14 protein-coding genes are annotated in these 17,554 nt (G+C 63.5%); 6 read left to right on the top strand and 8 right to left on the bottom strand.

Going from position 1 to position 17,554, the window contains the following annotated elements:
- Together ACF8FB_RS09505 and ACF8FB_RS09500 are read right to left on the bottom strand one after the other, a co-directional pair.
- Nucleotides 1–978 carry a thiamine pyrophosphate-dependent dehydrogenase E1 component subunit alpha gene (locus tag ACF8FB_RS09505; RefSeq protein ID WP_010951830.1) on the bottom strand — a complete coding sequence of 326 codons (978 nt, stop codon included), beginning with the start codon at nt 976–978 and terminating at the stop codon, nt 1–3.
- Between the two features lie 22 nt (nt 979–1,000).
- Entirely contained in the window at nt 1,001–2,056 is a 1,056-nt protein-coding gene (locus ACF8FB_RS09500) for an ATP-NAD kinase family protein (protein ID WP_010951831.1), read from the bottom strand.
- Nucleotides 2,057–2,339: 283 nt separating this feature from the next.
- On the opposite strand from ACF8FB_RS09500, the gene ACF8FB_RS09495 reads away from it, so the two are divergent.
- On the top strand, nt 2,340–4,193 hold the full coding sequence (locus ACF8FB_RS09495; RefSeq protein WP_010951832.1) for a sigma-54-dependent Fis family transcriptional regulator: 1,854 nt from the start codon (nt 2,340–2,342) through the stop codon (nt 4,191–4,193).
- 90 nt (nt 4,194–4,283) lie between these two features.
- Here ACF8FB_RS09495 and accC read toward each other — a convergent pair whose 3' ends face one another.
- From accC to ACF8FB_RS09465, 6 genes are all read right to left on the bottom strand, one after another.
- Nucleotides 4,284–5,639: an acetyl-CoA carboxylase biotin carboxylase subunit gene (accC, locus tag ACF8FB_RS09490; RefSeq protein WP_003255333.1), complete on the bottom strand. Its 1,356-nt coding sequence runs from the start codon at nt 5,637–5,639 to the stop codon at nt 4,284–4,286.
- A 17-nt stretch (nt 5,640–5,656) separates the two neighbouring features.
- Nucleotides 5,657–6,118 (bottom strand): acetyl-CoA carboxylase biotin carboxyl carrier protein, encoded by a 462-nt coding sequence (accB, locus tag ACF8FB_RS09485; protein WP_010951833.1) that lies wholly within the window; start codon nt 6,116–6,118, stop codon nt 5,657–5,659.
- A 100-nt stretch (nt 6,119–6,218) separates the two neighbouring features.
- Nucleotides 6,219–6,674: a type II 3-dehydroquinate dehydratase gene (aroQ, locus tag ACF8FB_RS09480; protein WP_003255330.1), complete on the bottom strand. Its 456-nt coding sequence runs from the start codon at nt 6,672–6,674 to the stop codon at nt 6,219–6,221.
- A 179-nt stretch (nt 6,675–6,853) separates the two neighbouring features.
- Complete coding sequence (locus tag ACF8FB_RS09475; protein WP_392511253.1) at nt 6,854–8,626, bottom strand: protein-disulfide reductase DsbD; 1,773 nt, start codon at nt 8,624–8,626, stop codon at nt 6,854–6,856.
- Nucleotides 8,627–8,743: 117 nt separating this feature from the next.
- Nucleotides 8,744–10,297, bottom strand: a complete 1,554-nt coding sequence (locus ACF8FB_RS09470) for a methyl-accepting chemotaxis protein (RefSeq protein WP_392511262.1) — start codon at nt 10,295–10,297, stop codon at nt 8,744–8,746.
- Nucleotides 10,298–10,949: 652 nt separating this feature from the next.
- On the bottom strand, nt 10,950–12,305 hold the full coding sequence (locus tag ACF8FB_RS09465) for a diguanylate cyclase (protein ID WP_010951837.1): 1,356 nt from the start codon (nt 12,303–12,305) through the stop codon (nt 10,950–10,952).
- A 247-nt stretch (nt 12,306–12,552) separates the two neighbouring features.
- Here ACF8FB_RS09465 and ACF8FB_RS09460 point away from each other — a divergent pair, with 247 nt between their 5' ends.
- The 5 genes from ACF8FB_RS09460 (at nt 12,553) to ACF8FB_RS09440 (ending at nt 17,453) form a co-directional block, all read left to right on the top strand.
- A complete protein-coding gene (locus ACF8FB_RS09460) occupies nt 12,553–13,620 on the top strand; it encodes a DUF2333 family protein (protein ID WP_049587200.1) in 1,068 nt (355 codons plus the stop codon).
- Nucleotides 13,621–13,622: 2 nt separating this feature from the next.
- Nucleotides 13,623–14,156, top strand: coding sequence for an NUDIX hydrolase (locus tag ACF8FB_RS09455; protein ID WP_010951839.1), 534 nt, complete (start codon nt 13,623–13,625; stop codon nt 14,154–14,156).
- Nucleotides 14,157–14,395: 239 nt separating this feature from the next.
- Entirely contained in the window at nt 14,396–14,767 is a 372-nt protein-coding gene (locus tag ACF8FB_RS09450) for a translation initiation factor Sui1 (protein ID WP_003255318.1), read from the top strand.
- 150 nt (nt 14,768–14,917) lie between these two features.
- On the top strand, nt 14,918–16,831 hold the full coding sequence (gene speA, locus ACF8FB_RS09445) for an arginine decarboxylase (RefSeq protein WP_010951840.1): 1,914 nt from the start codon (nt 14,918–14,920) through the stop codon (nt 16,829–16,831).
- Between the two features lie 166 nt (nt 16,832–16,997).
- The gene (locus tag ACF8FB_RS09440) at nt 16,998–17,453 is read left to right on the top strand and encodes a transposase (RefSeq protein WP_392511252.1); all 456 of its coding nucleotides are present in this window, start codon (nt 16,998–17,000) and stop codon (nt 17,451–17,453) included.
- Nucleotides 17,454–17,554: the final 101 nt, after the last annotated feature.

Below are 17,554 nucleotides of genomic sequence, written 5' to 3'. Positions count from 1 at the left end.
TCAGGGGTAGGCGACGTAGACGTCGGTGAGCAGGTCGGCGGGCTGTGGCTTGGGATCGGATTTGGCGCGGCGAACGGCGTCTTCGATCAGGTCCTCGACGCGGGCGTCGATGGCGTCCAGTTGCTCGGCCGTGAGCAGGCCGGCGCGGGTGGTCTTGTTGCGAAATTGCATGAGGCAGTCGCGGGATTCGCGCAGGTTCTTCACTTCATCAGGGGCGCGGTAGGTTTGCGCATCGCCTTCGAAATGGCCGTAGTAACGGCTGAGCTTGACCTCGATCAGCGACGGCCCTTGCCCGGAGCGGGCGCGCTCGATGGCAGCGCCGGCGGCCTCGTATACGGCAAAGAAGTCAAAGCCGTCGATGGTGACGCCTGGCATGCCGAAGCCGGCAGCGCGGTCGGCAATGTGGTCGCAGGCTACGGACCAGTTGGAGGCAGTGGCCTCGGCGTAGCCGTTGTTCTCGGCCACGAAGATGCAGGGCAGGTTCATGATCGACGCCATGTTCATGGCCTCGAATACGGCGCCCTCGTTGGATGCCCCATCGCCGAAGAAGGCTACCGACACGTCATCGCGGCCCTTGAGCTTGGCCGCCAGCGCCGCCCCGGCCACCAGTGGTGCGCCGGCGCCGACGATACCGTTGGCACCGAGCATGCCCTTTTCCAGGTCGGCAATGTGCATCGAGCCGCCTTTGCCACCGCACACGCCGGTCTTCTTGCCGTAGATCTCGGCCATCATGCCGTACACGTCCACGCCTTTGGCGATGCAGTGGCCATGGCCGCGGTGGGTCGAGGCGATGCAGTCGCTGTCGCGCAGGTGGGCCATGACCCCGGCGGCAGAGGCTTCTTCGCCGGCATACAGGTGGACGAAGCCGGGAATTTCGCCGGTGGCGAACTCCACATGCAGGCGTTCTTCGAAGGCGCGGATGGTCCGCATGACTTCATAGGCATGCAGCAGTTGTTCAGTACTGAGTTGATTGGACATCTTGTTGTTCTCCGGGGTTGTCTCAACACGGGTTTGCAGGGTGCAGCCGGTGGCCGCGCGGGACGGCCAGCAGGTGGTGGCGGGCGGCATGCGCCAGCACGGCCTCGACGTCCACGCTGAGTGGGCCTTGGTGGTCGAGGGTGATGGTGGGCGTGTCATGCTCGGCAAATTCGATTTCGCGTTCGCCATCCAGCGCCAAGGTGCCGCTGGTCAGGCTCAGGCGCTGGGCGACGCCGGGTGTCAGCGGACCGCAGGCAGTGATGCCGCAGGCTTGCAGCAGCCCGGGCGCCAACGGCGCCAACAGCGCCTGTTCGGCGTCGGGGGCCAGGCGTACCCAGGCGCCGTGCGGATCTTGCCGTGACACCGGGCACCACAGACCGCACAGGGCCGACAGGCCGATGGCGTGGGGCTCGGCGAAGCAGGCGAAGACTTCGCAGAGGTCCTCGCTGCGGCTGAGTGCACGGGCACCGATGAAGCGCTGCGGCGACACGGCCACCTCGACCAAGGCCCACTCGGCCAGCTGTTGTTCAGGCACGTTCACCAGTAAGCGTTTGTTGCGGCGCAAGCCGATGCTGGCCGGTACCCGGCCACTGGCAAGCAGGCCACCGGCCAGGCCCGCGCTGGTGGCTTCGCGAAGTTCGGGGAAGGCGTTGTTGGTGCCGGTGGACAGGGTCAGCAGCGGCACGTCACCGGCCTCGGCGGCGACCGCCTTGTGGGTGCCATCACCGCCCAGCACGGCGATCATCGCCACGCCGCGCTGGACCATGTGCCGGGTAGCCAGGCGGGTATCGGCCACGGTCTGGCTCAGTGGCAGGTCGAGGATTTCGATGGCCGGCCAGTGCTGGTCACGGGCCCCCGGGCCCTGGCTGGCCTTGAGCACGGCGGCAGCGATGCCGGTCATGTCGCTGGGCAACAACACCTGGCCAATGCCGGTGGCACCGAAAGCGGCCAGCAGGCGCTGGATAGCCGAGGCCTTGTCGGTGCTCGAATAGAGCCCGGCATTGGCGGTCAGGCGGCGCAGGTCGCGGCCAGAGGCAGGGTTGGCAATGATCCCGACAATCGGGGCGGGTAGCGGCATGGCGCACCTCGTATTTTTGTTTGCAAGGGCAGGAGCAAGCGGGGTGCCAGCTTTCTTCGCGATGGCTGAAGTGGCCGGGCTAGAGGGCTCTGGTCGTGTTCGGGCAGGTTTTCACGGGTAGGGTGGCGAGACGCCGGGTGCCAGCGCCGGGCCTGCGTTGCCGAGACACTGAGACGCTGCGTCTCAAGCCAGCCGGTAATCACACAGTGCTTGTCGGGGCATGCCCAGAGGCGCTTAATGGCCGGACAACGATAAAAACAGTAACGAGAACCGGAGGGCCTGAATGCTTGCCGCGAACTCCCGAGCCCATGTGGACTGCGTCAGCAGGGTGTTGAAGAATGCCGACCGCCTGCCGCAGGCGCCGGTACCACCGCTGATCCTCGATTCATGGCGCCGCTCCATGGATGTGTACCGCCTCGACCCCGGTTCCCAGCAGGGGCCGCGTATCCTTTCCCAAAGCCTGCTCAACGAATGCCGCGAACGCGCCGAGCTGTTCCTGCGCATCGCCAGCGATGCCGTGGCGCGCTTGCATGAGCGGGTGCGCGGCGCTGACTACTGCGTGCTGCTTACCGATGCCCAGGGGCGCACCATCGATTACCGGGTCGAGTCGGCCATCCGCAACGACTGTCGCAAGGCCGGGCTGTATCTGGGGACCTGCTGGTCGGAGGGCGAGGAGGGCACATGCGGCGTGGCGGCGGTGCTGACCAGCAAGGCTCCGGTCACGGTGCACAAGCGCGATCACTTTCGCGCCGCCTTCATCGGCCTGACCTGCACAGCGGCGCCGGTGTTCGACCCGTTGGGTGAGTTGTTGGGCGTGGTAGATGTGTCGGCCTTGCAGTCGCCGGACGATCGGCGCAGCCAGCACCTGATCCGCCAGTTGGTCGAGCAAACGGCCCGCGAGATCGAAAACGCCTTCTTCATGCACAGCGCCCAGGGCCACTGGGTGATGCGCGCCCATGGTACGCCGGGCTATGTGGAGAGCCAGCCCGACTACCTGCTGGCCTGGGATGCCGATGGCCGCTTGCAGGCGATCAACAGCCTGGCGCGGCAGCGCTTGGTGGAACGCCTGGGGCGCTTGCCCGAGCATATTGGCGAACTGTTCGACATCGACCAACTGCGCCGGGTGAGCGCGTCGTCCGCCCAGCGCCTGCCTGGTCTGGGCGGTTTGTATGGCCGGGTCAGCGCACCGCAGCAACGCCAGCGTGCGCAGCCTTTGCGCCAGGCCCAGGACACCCGTATCGAGCAACACCTGCGGTTGGCCACGCGGGTCAAGGACTGCAACCTGGCGGTGCTGGTACTGGGTGAGACCGGGGCCGGCAAGGAGGTATTCGCCCGCCAGTTGCACCAGCAAAGCCAGCGCTGTGATGGCCCGTTCGTTACCCTGAACTGCGCGGCCATCCCGGAAAGCCTGATCGAGAGCGAGTTGTTCGGCTATGTGGCCGGGGCCTTCACCGGGGCTTCCAGCAAAGGCATGCAAGGGCTGTTGCAGCAGGCCGATGGCGGCACGCTGTTCCTCGACGAGATCGGGGACATGCCGCTGAACCTGCAAACCCGCCTGCTGCGGGTGCTGGCGGAGGGCGAGGTGGCGCCGCTGGGGGCCGCGCGGCGGGAGCGGGTGGATATTCAGGTGATCTGTGCGACCCATCGCGATCTGGCGGCGATGGTGGAGGACGGGCGATTTCGTGAAGACTTGTACTTCCGCCTGGCCAATGCCCGCTTTGAGCTCCCCCCCTTGCGTGAGCGTGATGACCGGCTGGGGCTGATTCACCAGTTGCTGGCCGAAGAGGCTGCGGCCTGCGGGGTGGAGGTGGTGTTGGCGGATGACGCGCTGCAGGCGCTGCTGGTTTATCGCTGGCCGGGCAATTTGCGCCAGCTGCGGCAGGTGTTGCGGTATGCCTGTGCGGTGAGTGAGGGCGGTCAGGTGCGGCTGCAGGATCTGCCGCAGGAGGTGCGCGGTGAAGCGGTTGGCTCGGCTGAAAGCGGGGTGTCGTGCCCGGCCCGGCAGCTGTTGCTGGACGCGCTGATCCGCCATCGCTGGAAGCCGGCTGATGCGGCACGGGCTTTGGGCATTTCGCGGGCGACGCTTTATCGGCGAGTGCATGAGCACCGCATCGACATGCCGCGGATGAAGGGGTAGAGCCCTGGGGCCGCGACGCGGCCCCAGATTCTGGCAGGCAATAAAAAACCCCGGCACAGGGCCGGGGTTCTGGTACATCACACTACACGATCACTCCTGGTTGGCCAGTTTGTGCTCGAGGTAGTGAATGTTGACGCCGCCTTTGCAGAAGCCTTCATCACGCACCAGGTCGCGGTGCAGCGGGATGTTGGTCTTGATGCCGTCGACGACGATCTCGTCCAGGGCATTGCGCATGCGCGCCATGGCCTCGTCGCGGTCCTTGCCGTAGGTGATCAGCTTGCCGATCAGCGAGTCGTAGTTCGGCGGAACCGAATAACCGCTGTACAGGTGCGAATCGACGCGTACGCCGTTGCCGCCCGGGGCGTGGAAGTGCTTCACCTTGCCTGGGCTCGGGATGAACTTCTTCGGGTCTTCGGCGTTGATCCGGCACTCCAGCGAGTGGCCACGGATCACCACGTCTTCCTGGCGGAACGACAGCTTGTTGCCAGCGGCGATGCTCAGCATCTCCTTGACGATGTCGATACCAGTGACCATCTCCGACACCGGGTGCTCAACCTGCACGCGGGTGTTCATCTCGATGAAGTAGAAGCGGCCGTTTTCGTACAGGAACTCGAAAGTACCGGCACCACGGTAGCCGATCTCGATGCACGCATCGACGCAGCGCTTGAACACTTCCTGACGGGCTTTCTCATCGATGCCCGGGGCTGGTGCTTCTTCCAGTACTTTCTGGTGACGGCGCTGCAGCGAGCAGTCGCGGTCGCCCAGGTGAATGGCGTTGCCCTGGCCGTCGGACAGTACCTGTACTTCCACGTGGCGTGGGTTGGTCAGGAACTTCTCCAGGTAAACCATCGGGTTGCCGAAGGCTGCACCGGCTTCGGTACGGGTGAGCTTGGCCGAGGAAATCAGGTCCTCTTCCTTGTGCACCACGCGCATGCCGCGACCACCACCGCCACCGGCGGCCTTGATGATCACCGGGTAGCCGACGTCACGGGCAATCGCCAGGGCAACTTCTTCGTCTTCTGGCAGTGGGCCATCGGAGCCCGGTACGGTCGGTACGCCCGACTTGATCATCGCGTCCTTGGCCGAAACCTTGTCGCCCATCAGGCGAATGGTGTCGGCTTTCGGGCCGATGAAGGCGAAACCGGATTTTTCCACCTGTTCGGCGAAGTCGGCGTTTTCCGCCAGGAAGCCGTAACCCGGGTGAATCGCAGTGGCGCCAGTCACTTCGGCGGCAGCGATGATCGCGGGGATATGCAGGTAGGAATCCTTGGACGATGCAGGGCCGATGCAGACCGACTCGTCTGCCAGGCCCAGGTGCATCAGTTCACGGTCGGCAGTGGAGTGCACGGCGACGGTCTTGATACCCAGCTCTTTGCAGGCACGCAGGATCCGCAGGGCAATTTCCCCGCGGTTGGCGATCAGGACTTTTTCGAGCTTCCCAGACATCGTTGGCTCTCCGCGATTCAAACGATGGTGAACAGCGGCTGGTCGAACTCAACCGGCTGGCCGTCTTCTACCAGGATGGCGTCGATGACACCGCCAATATCGGCTTCGATGTGGTTCATCATCTTCATGGCTTCGACGATGCACAGGGTGTCGCCTTTCTTCACGGACTGGCCAACTTCAGCGAAGTTAGGCGAGGTCGGCGAAGGCTTGCGGTAGAAGGTACCTACCATTGGCGAACGGACCACGGTGCCTTTCAGGGCCGGGGCGGCAGCAGTGGCTTCGGCGGCTGGCGCAGCAGCGGCAACCGGCGCAGCGGCAGGGGCGGCGGCCATAGGCGCCGGTGCGTAGAACTGCTGGGCAGCTGGGGTCTTGCTGTGACGGCTGATACGGACCGACTCTTCGCCTTCCTTGATCTCCAGTTCGTCGATGCCAGACTCTTCCAGCAGCTCGATCAGTTTCTTGACTTTACGGATATCCATTAATCATCAACTCCCAAAGGTTCGGTCAGGGGGCGAAATACAAAAAAACGTATCTGAAACGTTTCTCTCGAACCCCGGCCCACTTAGGCCAGGGTTTTCATCATTTGGGCTGTGCGTTGGCAGCCAGTTGTTCCAGCGCGGACTCCAGGGCCAGGCGATAACCGCTGGCGCCCAGACCGCAGATCACCCCTACGGCAACATCGGAAAAGTAGGAGTGGTGACGGAACGGTTCGCGTTTGTGCACGTTGGACAGGTGCACTTCGATGAATGGGATGCTCACCGCAAGCAATGCGTCACGTAATGCGACGCTTGTGTGGGTGAAAGCAGCCGGATTGATCAGGATGAAGTCCACACCCTCGTTGCGTGCGGCGTGAATGCGGTCGATCAGTTCGTATTCGGCATTGCTCTGCAGGTACTGCAGATGGTGGCCTGCGGCGCGGGCGCGTTGCTCCAGGTCCTGGTTGATCTGAGCCAGGGTCACGGCGCCGTAGTGGCCTGGCTCGCGAGTACCGAGCAGGTTGAGGTTGGGGCCGTGGAGCACCAGTAGCGTTGCCATCTGCGGATTCCTTGGATTTGTAGGGCAATTCGACACAGCGCGGCGAGTGTGCCGTAAAGCAACGGCAAGTGTCCAGTTCCCGGCAATAGCCAGCACGATGTCCGAGGTTCGCGCGAAGTATGTGACCGAATAATTAAATCCGGTCACTCATTTCAGGATTTTTCCGGGCTCGCGGGAAGTTATAGACCGACTTTGCCGCGCACGCGCGTCAGAATCTGCGCAAATTCACCGGCATTTATCTCGCCAATCACCCGATCAGCGGTAATTTCGCTGCCGTTCGCAGCAAAGAACAGCAGGGCAGGTGGGCCGAACAGCTGATAGCGGTCGAGCAGCTTGCGTTGCTCGGCATTACTTTCGGTGATGTCGAACCGCAGCAGTTTGAAGCCGGCCAGCTGTGTTTGCACCTGCGGTGCATTGAGCACCTCATGCTCGATCACCTTGCAGCTGATGCACCAGTCGGCGTACCAGTCCAGCAGCACTGGCTGGCCGGTGGCCTGGGCCTGCGCGAGGGCCGCGTCCAGAGCATCAGGTGTGGTGATGGTCTGCCAGGCATCGGCTTTTGCTGCCGGCAGACCGCCGCTGGCGGCCATTGACGCAACTGGCAGTGGGCGCAGTGGGTCGCCCTGGCCAGTGAGGGCGCCGTACCAGCAAGCCAGCGCGTAGACCAGCAAGGCCAGACCGAGCAGTTGCGCCAGGCGTTGGGCCGTCGTCTTGACGACGAATTCCAGCGCACCAAGGAACAGTGCCACACCCGCAGCGAGGAAACCGACCAGCAGCAAGGTCGCAGGGCCCGGCAGTACACGGCTGAGCAAGCCGATGGCCAGCCCCAGCAGCAGTACGCCAATGGCGTTTTTCACCGTGTTCATCCATGGGCCGCTTTTGGGCAGCCAGGCCGCGCCACCGGTGGCTACCAGCAGCAGCGGTGCACCCATGCCCAAACCCAGGGCGAACAGCTTTAGCGCGCCACCCAGGGCATCGCCGCTGGCGCTGATATAGAGCAAGGCACCGGCCAGGGGCGCCGATACACACGGAGAAACCAGCAAGCTGGAGAGCACACCGAGCACAGCTGCGCCCAGCAGCGAGCCGCCGCGGGTGTGGTTGGCGACGTTGTTCAGGCGGTTGCTCAGGGCCTGGGGCAGCCTCAGTTCGAAGAGGCCGAACATGGCCAGGGCGAACACTACGAAAAACAGCGCGAAAGGTACCAGCACCCAGGCCGACTGTAGGCGCGCCTGCAGGTTCAGGCTTGCGCCGAACAGGCCCATCAGTGCGCCGAGCACCGCGAAGCTGGCGGCCATTGGCAGCACGTAGGCCAGCGACAGCGCCAGGCCGCGCACGCCGCCAACCTGGCCGCGCAGCACGACACCGGAAAGGATCGGCAACATCGGCAGCACGCAGGGGGTGAAGGTCAGGCCGACCCCAGCGAGGAAGAACAGCAGCAGCGACTTCCAGTTCCAGCCGTGTTCGCGGGTGGCTGGCGTGTTTGCAACGCCTTCGCCATCGATACTCAGGCGTGCGGTTTCCGGCGGGTAGCACAAGCCCTTGTCGGCGCAACCCTGGTAGCCCACCAGCAGGGTGAAGGCGCGCGGGTCTTTACGTGGCAACTCGATATCGAGCACGCCGTGGTACACCTCGACGTCGCCGAAGAATTCATCGTGCTTGGCCTCACCCTTGGGGATGTTCGGTGTGCCCAGGGTGATATCGGCCGGTTCCGTGCGGAACTGGAAGCGGTGGCGGTAAAGGTAGTAGCCATCGGTGGCAACGAAGCGCAGCTTGATTGTTTGCGCATCGGCCTGGACCAGGTTGAACTTGAAGGCCTCGTGTACCGGCAGGAAGTCGGCGTTGTTGGCCAGCGAAGCGGCGCCAAGGGTGGCGCTGGGGCGGTTGTCGAGCAGGCCTGCGGCGAAGGCCGGGCTGGCCAGCAGTAGGAACAGCATGAAAAACAGGCGGCGCATGGCGGACTCGCGAGGTGGAACGTGCCCGGCATGATAACGGATGCGCAGGAATAATTGGCCCGAAACAAACGTAGGAGCGGGTTTACCCGCGAAGCGCCGCGCGGGCGGCGCTCGATCTCAGACCCTGAACGCTCGCACCGCCCGGTTCAGCTCACCGCCCAGGCTCAGCAGCTGTTCACCCTGTTTACGCCCCTCGCCAATGCGCTGCAGGTTGTCTTCACCCAGTTCGTGAATCCGCTCGCTGTGGTCACGAATCTCGCTCACCGCGCCACTCTGCTGTGCCGTTACATCGGCAATCCGCACCGCTGTATCGGAAATGGTGCGAATGGCACAGACAATCTCATCCAGTGCCCCATCCGCCGCCTGGGCCTGGTTGGCCGTGGCCTCGGCATGCTCCAGTTGCGCGCGCATCCCCGCCACCGAACTTCTGGCGGCCTGCTGCAGGCGGTCGATCAACGCCTGGATCTCGCCGGTAGCCCCCGTGGTGCGCTGAGCCAGTGAGCGCACCTCATCGGCGACCACGGCAAAGCCACGGCCCATCTCGCCGGCACGGGCCGCTTCGATCGCGGCATTCAGTGCCAGCAGGTTGGTCTGCTCGGCAATCGCGCGGATCACCGTCAGTACCCCGCCAATGGTGGCCGACTCTTCCGCCAATTGTTCGATCATGCGGGCGTTGCCTTGCACTTCATCGACCAGCTCACGCAAGCCCGACAGGCTCTGGCCGATTACCGCCTGGCCTTGTTCCACCGCACGCCCGGCATCGCGGCTGGCCTCGGCGGCTGCGCTGGCATCACCAGCCACTTGTTGAATGGTTGCTTCCAGCTCGCCCAAGGCATCGCGGATCTGCCCGGTATCGCCGGCCTGTCGCTCGGCGCCGCCGTGCAGCGCAGCGCTCATGCCGGCCAGGGCATGGCTGCTGCCGGCCACCTGCTCGGCATTATGACGGATGGTGCCGACCAGCTCCACCAGGTACTGACGCAGGCGGTTGAGCGACTCCTGGATGTCGTGCAGTTCGCGGTTGGTCTTGCCCAGGGCGATGGCTTGGGCGAAATCGCCCTCGGCCCAGCGTGACAGGGCCGGGGCCAGTCCGGTCAGGGTCCGGGCCAGGCGCCGTTGCAGCGTGTCGATCAATAGGGCGATCAGCAGGATCAGGCCGATCATCAGGCCTTGGATGATGCGCACCTCGGCAGCGATTTTCGCATGCTGGCCGCGTACTTCGGGTTCCAGCGCGGCGATGGCCTGTTGTACGGCTTCCAGGCGCTGGCCGGTGGTGGCGGCCAGTTCGGCGCGGCGCTCGATCTGTTCGCGGGTGCGTTGCAGTTCGGCCGGGTAGCGGTTGAGCAGGCTTTGCAATTCACGCTTGAGGCCCACGGCAATGTCTTCCTGCTGGGCGCTGCTCTGGGATTCCAGGCCCATCATCGCAGCGAAGTCGTCGGCTCCGGATTCGGCCGTGCGGGTTACTCCGAGCAGTGGCAGGCCGTCGACCGTCTGGGCCTGGGTGCGGATCAGTTGCAGCTCGCGCTCCACCTCGTCGGCCAGCTCTGGGCGGCCGCTGCTGACCAGCTTGTCGCGAGCCAATGACAGCCGCCCCAGATGCAGGGTGGCGTCTAGCAAGGGCAGCAAGTAGCGATTGGCCTCGGCGTTGCCACTGTCGCGGGCGTAGCTGGCCATCTGCTCGAAGTTCGCCCCCAGCTCCCGCTCGGCTTGCAGCAGCAGGGCTTGTGGGTCGCCGGCCAGCTTGCCGGCGGCCAGCAGTTCGTTGGCGGTGAAGGCCTGCAGGCTATCCAGGCTGGGGCGCAACTTCTCGGCCAGCTCTACCGGCCAGTCCGTCAGTGCGGCCTGCAACTGTTGGTTCGCCTCCATGGCGGCGGCCTGGCGCAGGGCGTCGCCGCTGCCCAGGTAGGCCTGGATATTGCGCGCCGCCTGGTTCTGGAACTGCTGGGACAGGCCCAGATAGCGCTCCATCAGCTGGTAGGGGCGTTCGAGGGCGCGCTGTGACCACCACAGGGTGGCGCCCAAGGCGATACACACGGTCACCAGCAACAGCGTGTTGAAATTGGTCAGCCACTTCAGGCGCATAGCCGCGAACTTCCTGCGCAGGGGAGAGGTAGGCGCCTGAAGTTATTGCGATTTTGTGACGGGGTGATGACGCCAGGGGCTTGGTGTCAGAAAAAAAGTGGCACAGTGCCTCTATTGGTGTGGCCGGCACTGGCCTCTTCGCGGGCTTGCCCGCTCCCACAGGTTTACCTCCAGACTTGAGGTATGTGAAATGCCTGGGGAAGCGGGCGAGCCTGTGAAGAAGCCGGCACCGTGAGTGCGAATTTCAGGGCTCTACACGAACGACGCAATTGCGCCCCGCATGCTTGGCCCGGTACAGCGCCTCGTCAGCTGCACTGGCCATGGTCAGTGCATCCAGCCCCTCGTCCAGTTGCACCACGCCGGCACTGAAGGTGCACTGCAAATCCCGCGGCTGCGCCGGGTAGAGAATTTCGGCAAAGCGCCGGCGAATTTCGTCCAGCACCTTGTGTGCGGCATCCAGCGCGGTATTGGGCATGACGATGGCGAACTCCTCGCCACCGTAGCGGCCAATGAAGTCGGTCTTGCGCAAGCGCTGCTTGAGGAATAGGGCAAGGCTCTTGATCACTCGGTCGCCCATGGGGTGGCCGTGGCGGTCGTTGATCTTCTTGAAGTGGTCGATGTCGAGCATGGCAAAGCTCAACGGCTGCTGCTCACGGCGGGCGCGGAAGCTGCAGTCTTCCAGCAGCTGCAGGATATGGGTGTGGTTGTACAGCCCGGTCAGGCTGTCGCGGACCATGCGCGCCTTCAAATGGCGGGCGCGGGCGGCGCGGTTGCGCACGGTGGTGATCAGGTGGCGTGAGCGAAACGGCTTGGTCAAAAAGTCATCACCGCCTTCGCTCATGGCATCCAGTTGCTTGTCCAGGTCGTCCTCGGCAGACAGGTAGATGATCGGCACACTCACATAACGGTCACTGTGGCGGATTACCTTGGCCAGCTCCGGGCCGGTGCAGGCCGGCATGTACAGGTCGAGGATGATCAGGTCGGGCTGGAAGTCGGCAAGCTCGGCCATGGTGCGGATCGGGTCGGTCAGGCTGCGGGTGAGCATGCCGGCGCCGGCCAGTACACGCTCGGTGTACATGGCCTGTGTGCGCGAATCGTCGATGATCAGCACGCGCAACGGGTCGTGAGGGGCGGTGTTGGTCAGCAGTTCGACCTTTTCCAGCAAGCTGGAAGCTTCCAGACTGCCGGTGAGAAAGTCCTGACCGCCGGCGCGCACTGCGGCAAGGCGGGTAGGGGTGTCGGCTTCGTGATGGCTGAAGAACAGCAACGGAATGGAGCGTGCCAGGCCCTGCTGCACCTGAGCGGCCAGCAGCAAGCCCAGGCCGGCGCCGGTGAAGTCGACATCCATGATGATGGCCGACGGCGGGTACTCGCTGATCGAGGCGAGAAACGCTGCGGCGCTGGGCAACGCCTGCACCACCAGACCAAAGAATTCCAGTTGCTGGGCCAGGCGCTGGGCGCGCTCGTGGTCCTGCAGCAGGATGTACACCGGTTTGCGCACGGGCAGCAGCAGTTGGTCGAGCGGGTCGTCCTTGCGCAGGCCGTTACGCGTCAACTGTTGGACGGGGCACTGCGGGCTCGGCTCGACTGCTTGGCTCATGTCCTGGCTACTTATAGGTTGGGATGTGCAGGGGCAATGATGGCTCTATGCTAGCAGCTCTTTTCACGTGAGTGAGTGCCCTGCGTCAACAAAGCGGGCAGAACGAATATTCAGTTGCTGACTGAATGGTCGCTTATGCGTACGGTGGTGTCTGCTTTATAGTGCAGCCATTCGGGCTTCCCGTGGCACGCTAGCGCAGGCCTGTGGTCAAAGCCCCTGAACCGTCGTGACTGATAAGGACAAAGCCATGCTGGACTGGAAAAACCGCGAGGCCAAAGCCGAGCCCCGTGAGCGTGTCGACGGGCGCGGCGCTGCCGCCCGTAGCTACCTTGGCGGCCTTTGGAGCCGTGCCCTGGGGACCCTGATCGGGTTGTACCTGCTGGTGTGTATCGGCCTGGGCTGGTACTGGAGCCAGGAGCCTGCTCTGTTCCCGGTGCAGCAAAACGCCCAGGCAGCAGCCGAACGTACTGGCCAGCAGATGGTGGTGGGCTATACCACCGTCGAAACCCTCAAGACCGTGGCCGGCACCTTGCTGAACAAGCCGGGCGGCTACATTTCCAACGACCGCTTCCCGCCAGGGCTGTGGATGGACAACATGCCAAGCTGGGAATATGGCGTGCTGGTCCAGGTCCGCGACCTGTCCCGTGCCCTGCGTAAAGACTTCGCCCGTTCGCAGTCGCAGTCCACCGAAGACGCCGACCTGGCCAAGGCCGAGCCGCGCTTCAACTTCGACAACAAGAGCTGGATCCTGCCATCGAGCGAGTCGGAGTTCGAAGAGGGCATCAAGTCGCTGACCCGCTACCAGACCCGTCTGGCTGCCGGTGACAAGGGCGCTATCTTCTATACCCGCGCCGACAACCTGAACAACTGGCTGGGTGACGTCGCCACCCGTCTGGGCTCGCTGTCGCAGCGCCTGTCGGCCAGCGTTGGCCGGGTCAAGCTCAACACCACGCTGAAGACCGAGTCGGTCGTTGCCGGCCAGGCGCCGCAGGTGGATGAGGAGCTGGTGGAAACCCCATGGCTGCAGATCGACAACGTGTTCTATGAAGCCCGTGGCCAAGCCTGGGCGCTGTCGCATCTGCTGCGTGCCATCGAGGTGGACTTCGCCGACGTGCTGGCGAAGAAGAATGCCACCGTCAGCGTGCGTCAGATCATCCGTGAGCTGGAGGCCTCGCAAGAGTCGCTGTGGAGCCCGATGGTGCTCAACGGCAGTGGCTTCGGCATGTGGGCCAACCACTCGTTGGTCATGGCCAACTACATTTCCCGGGCCAACGCTGCGGTTATCGATCTGCGTCAGCTGCTGTCGCAGGGTTGATGATGGCTATCAGCCCAACCGAGGCCGCCCATCGGGCGGCTTCCGACCGCGAGCTGGTCACCTGGGTGGACGAAACCGACCAGGTACTGGGCGCCTTGCCCCGTGCCGAGCTGCGCGAGCGTGGCCTGATCGGTCGTTGCACGTTCATTCTGCTGTTCAACAGTGCCGGTGAATTGTGTGTACACCGGCGTACGCTGAGCAAGGCGCTGTACCCCGGCTATTGGGATGTGGCAGCGGGCGGCATGGTCGCGGCTGGCGAAGCGTATGCCGAGTCGGCCGCGCGCGAGCTGGCCGAAGAGCTGGGCATCGAGGGCGCCGAGCTGCGCTTTCACGAGCGGTTCTATTTCGACCAGCCGGATAACCGCTTGTGGTGCGCGGTGTATTCGGCGGTGTCGGATGCGCCGTTGCGGTTGCAGCCGGAAGAGGTTATTGAAGCGCGCTTCATCGGTCTGGAACAGGCTGAGCAGGAAAGCCTGAGCAAGCCTTATTGCCCGGACTCGTTGGCGGCGTTGCAGCGCTACAAGGCCACTTTGTAGGCTCGGGTTTGCCCGCGAAATACCGGCCCAGACACCCGTTTCCCAGGGCAAGGGCTTTGCCCTTGTTCGCGGGTAAATCCGCTCCTACACAACCGGCGTATTTATCGTTACACTGCGCGCCCTTTTCGGGCTGCCGCAATTCTTGCAGCAGTAGCGCCGCCCCTGCCAGAGTGGGGCTTCGCGGTCGGCCTCAACCCCAAGGCACGACCAGTTTTTGTCCTCAGCACCGAGGAACAAAAGTGGCCAAGAAAGCTTCTTCCTTTTCCGCCCTTGGCGGTCTCGTGTACTCCACCGACGCCGGTCGGCACTGCCCCGACTGTGGCCAGCCGGTGGACGCCTGCACCTGCAAGCAGCAAATCATCCCCGAAGGCGACGGCATTGCCCGCGTGCGCCGCGAAAGCAAAGGCCGTGGCGGCAAGACCGTGACCACCGTCACCGGCGTGCCGCTGCCGCCCGATCAGCTCAAAGAGCTGGCGACCACACTCAAGCGCCGCTGCGGTACCGGCGGCGCCTTGAAGGACGGGGTTATCGAGATCCAGGGCGACCATGTCGAGCTATTGATCGGCGAGCTGACCAAACAGGGTTTCAAGGCGAAAAAGTCCGGCGGCTGAGGCCATCGCGCGATTTTTTGCCCAGCGCTTTCTAAACTCGTTCCCGTGGTCAGAGTCTATGCCTGAGCACGGATGAATCGTCATTTTCAGCTTTTACACTCGCCCCGCTGCCTGCGGGCAGTGTCTTCGACTTATCTATAGGGGACTTGAATGTCCGTACGACGCACACGCAAAGACGATGGTAGCCAATGGACCGTGGCCGACAGCCGCAGTGTTTATGGTATCCGCCATTGGGGCGCTGGCTATTTCGCCATCAATGAAGCCGGGCGCGTCGAAGTACGCCCCAACGGCCCTCAAAGCGCTCCGATCGACCTGTTCGAACAGGTCGACGAACTGCGCCAGAGCGGCTTGTCGCTGCCCTTGCTGGTACGCTTCCCTGACATTTTGCAGGACCGTGTGCGCCAGCTGACCGGTGCCTTCGACGCCAACATCGCGCGCCTGGAATACCAGAGCCAGTACACCGCGCTGTACCCGATCAAGGTCAACCAGCAGGAAGCGGTGGTGGAAAACATCATCGCCACGCAAAACGTTTCCATCGGCCTGGAAGCCGGCTCCAAACCCGAGTTGCTGGCAGTGCTGGCGCTGGCGCCGAAGGGCGGCACCATCGTCTGCAATGGCTACAAGGACCGTGAGTTCATTCGCCTGGCGCTGATGGGTCAGAAGCTTGGCCACAATGTGTTCATCGTCATCGAGAAAGAGTCGGAAGTGGCCCTGGTGATCGAAGAGGCCGCCGAGCTCAAGGTGAAACCACAGGTTGGCCTGCGCGTTCGCCTGTCGTCGCTGGCCTCGAGCAAGTGGGCCGACACCGGTGGCGAGAAGTCCAAGTTCGGTTTGTCCGCCGCCCAGTTGCTTTCGGTGGTGCAGCGCTTCCGCGATGCGGGCCTGGATCAGGGCATCCGCCTGCTGCACTTCCACATGGGTTCGCAGATCGCCAACCTGGCTGACTACCAGCACGGTTTCAAGGAAGCCATCCGTTATTACGGCGAACTGCGTGCGCTGGGCCTGCCGGTCGACCACATCGACGTGGGTGGCGGCCTGGGTGTGGACTACGACGGCACCCACTCGCGCAATGCCAGCTCGATCAACTACGACATGGACGACTACGCCGGCGTGGTGGTGGGCATGCTCAAGGAGTTCTGCGACGCGCAGGGCTTGCCGCACCCGCACATCTTCTCGGAGAGTGGCCGTTCGCTGACCGCGCACCACGCCATGCTGGTGATCCAGGTGACCGACGTCGAGAAACACAATGACGACGTACCGACCATCGAGAACAAGGAAGCCCTGCCCGAGACCGTGCAGTGGCTGGTCGACCTGCTTGGCCCGACCGACATCGAGATGGTCACCGAGACCTACTGGCGCGCCACCCACTACATGGGTGATGTGGCCGCGCAGTACGCCGATGGCAAGCTGAGCCTGGGCGAGAAGGCCCTGGCCGAGCAGTGCTATTTCGCCGTGTGCCGCCGCCTGCACAACTCGCTGAAAGCCCGCCAGCGCTCGCACCGCCAGGTGCTGGACGAGCTGAACGACAAGCTGGCCGACAAGTACATCTGCAACTTCTCGGTGTTCCAGAGCCTGCCAGACACCTGGGCCATCGGCCAGGTCCTGCCGATCATCCCGCTGCACCGCTTGGACGAAGAGCCGATGCGGCGTGCGGTATTGCAGGACCTGACTTGCGATTCCGACGGCAAGATCAACCAGTACGTTGACGAGCAGAGCATCGAAACCAGCATGCCGGTGCATGCGGTGAAGGAGGGTGAGGATTACCTGCTGGGCGTGTTCCTGGTGGGTGCCTACCAGGAAATCCTGGGTGACATGCACAACCTGTTCGGTGACACCGATTCGGTGAACATCTACCAGAATGCCGACGGCAGCGTGTACCACGCCGGTATCGAAACCCACGACACCATCGAAGACATGCTGCGCTACGTGCACCTGTCGCCGGAAGAGTTGATGACGCATTACCGCGACAAGGTTGCCAGCGCCAAGATCACTGCGCGTGAGCGGACCCAGTATCTGGATGCCTTGCGCCTGGGCTTGACCCGGTCTTCGTACCTGTCGTCGTAATTGACGGGGCCGCTCCTGCAAAAGCCTGTGCTGCCTTTTGTGGGAGCGGCCTTGCGTCGCGATATGAGGGCGAAGCCCTCACCAGCGTCACAACCGGTAAATATCCGGCCCTGGTCCATCGCACCAATGCCGCTACCTTTGAATGCAATGTTCAAAGGAGGACGATATGCAACGTCCAGGCTCCCATCGTTTACGTGGCGGTCGAGTGTCTGAATCCGGGCGCCTTTATCTGCTCACCACAACCACTCGTGACCGAACGCCGTTGTTCAAAGACTTCCGATTCGCCAGGACCGTGATCCAGCAGTTGCGGTTCAGCGATGAGCGCAAGGCTTGTCGATCGCTGGCATGGGTGTTGATGCCGGATCACCTTCACTGGCTTATCGAGCTGGGTCCAGTGAGCCTGGGTAGGCTGATGTGCGAATTCAAATCCAGAAGCAGCTGTGCCTTGTACAAGGCCGGTGCTGAAAGAAGGCATATCTGGCAAACCAGCTTTCATGACCGGGCTTTGCGTCGCGAGGAGGATGTGCGAGCGGTGGCCCGCTACATCATCGCCAACCCTATTCGGACGGGCCTCGTGCGGCGGGCTGGCGAGTATCCCCATTGGGACTGTGTATGGCTGTGAGCATGTGAGGGCTTCGCCCTCATTTCGCGACACAAGGCCGCTCCCACAGGGATCGCAAAAGCAGGCCGACTCGCTATCCCCTGTGGGAGCGGCCTTGCGTC

The organism is Pseudomonas sp. yb_2 (genome assembly GCF_043103905.1).
Taxonomy (GTDB): Bacteria; Pseudomonadota; Gammaproteobacteria; order Pseudomonadales; family Pseudomonadaceae; genus Aquipseudomonas; species Aquipseudomonas alloputida.
This window is presented reverse-complemented; position numbering and strand designations above follow the sequence as displayed.

Excerpts from the sequence above, each read along its gene's own strand:
- ACF8FB_RS09505 (WP_010951830.1), bottom strand. The coding sequence starts at position 978 with ATGTCCAATCAACTCAGTACTGAACAACTGCTGCATGCCTATGAAGTC.
- ACF8FB_RS09500 (WP_010951831.1), bottom strand. The coding sequence starts at position 2,056 with ATGCCGCTACCCGCCCCGATTGTCGGGATCATTGCCAACCCTGCCTCT.
- ACF8FB_RS09495 (WP_010951832.1), top strand. The coding sequence starts at position 2,340 with ATGCTTGCCGCGAACTCCCGAGCCCATGTGGACTGCGTCAGCAGGGTG.
- accC (WP_003255333.1), bottom strand. The coding sequence starts at position 5,639 with ATGTCTGGGAAGCTCGAAAAAGTCCTGATCGCCAACCGCGGGGAAATT.
- accB (WP_010951833.1), bottom strand. The coding sequence starts at position 6,118 with ATGGATATCCGTAAAGTCAAGAAACTGATCGAGCTGCTGGAAGAGTCT.
- aroQ (WP_003255330.1), bottom strand. The coding sequence starts at position 6,674 with ATGGCAACGCTACTGGTGCTCCACGGCCCCAACCTCAACCTGCTCGGT.
- ACF8FB_RS09475 (WP_392511253.1), bottom strand. The coding sequence starts at position 8,626 with ATGCGCCGCCTGTTTTTCATGCTGTTCCTACTGCTGGCCAGCCCGGCC.
- ACF8FB_RS09470 (WP_392511262.1), bottom strand. The coding sequence starts at position 10,297 with ATGGCCAGCTACGCCCGCGACAGTGGCAACGCCGAGGCCAATCGCTAC.
- ACF8FB_RS09465 (WP_010951837.1), bottom strand. The coding sequence starts at position 12,305 with ATGAGCCAAGCAGTCGAGCCGAGCCCGCAGTGCCCCGTCCAACAGTTG.
- ACF8FB_RS09460 (WP_049587200.1), top strand. The coding sequence starts at position 12,553 with ATGCTGGACTGGAAAAACCGCGAGGCCAAAGCCGAGCCCCGTGAGCGT.
- ACF8FB_RS09455 (WP_010951839.1), top strand. The coding sequence starts at position 13,623 with ATGGCTATCAGCCCAACCGAGGCCGCCCATCGGGCGGCTTCCGACCGC.
- speA (WP_010951840.1), top strand. The coding sequence starts at position 14,918 with ATGTCCGTACGACGCACACGCAAAGACGATGGTAGCCAATGGACCGTG.
- ACF8FB_RS09440 (WP_392511252.1), top strand. The coding sequence starts at position 16,998 with ATGCAACGTCCAGGCTCCCATCGTTTACGTGGCGGTCGAGTGTCTGAA.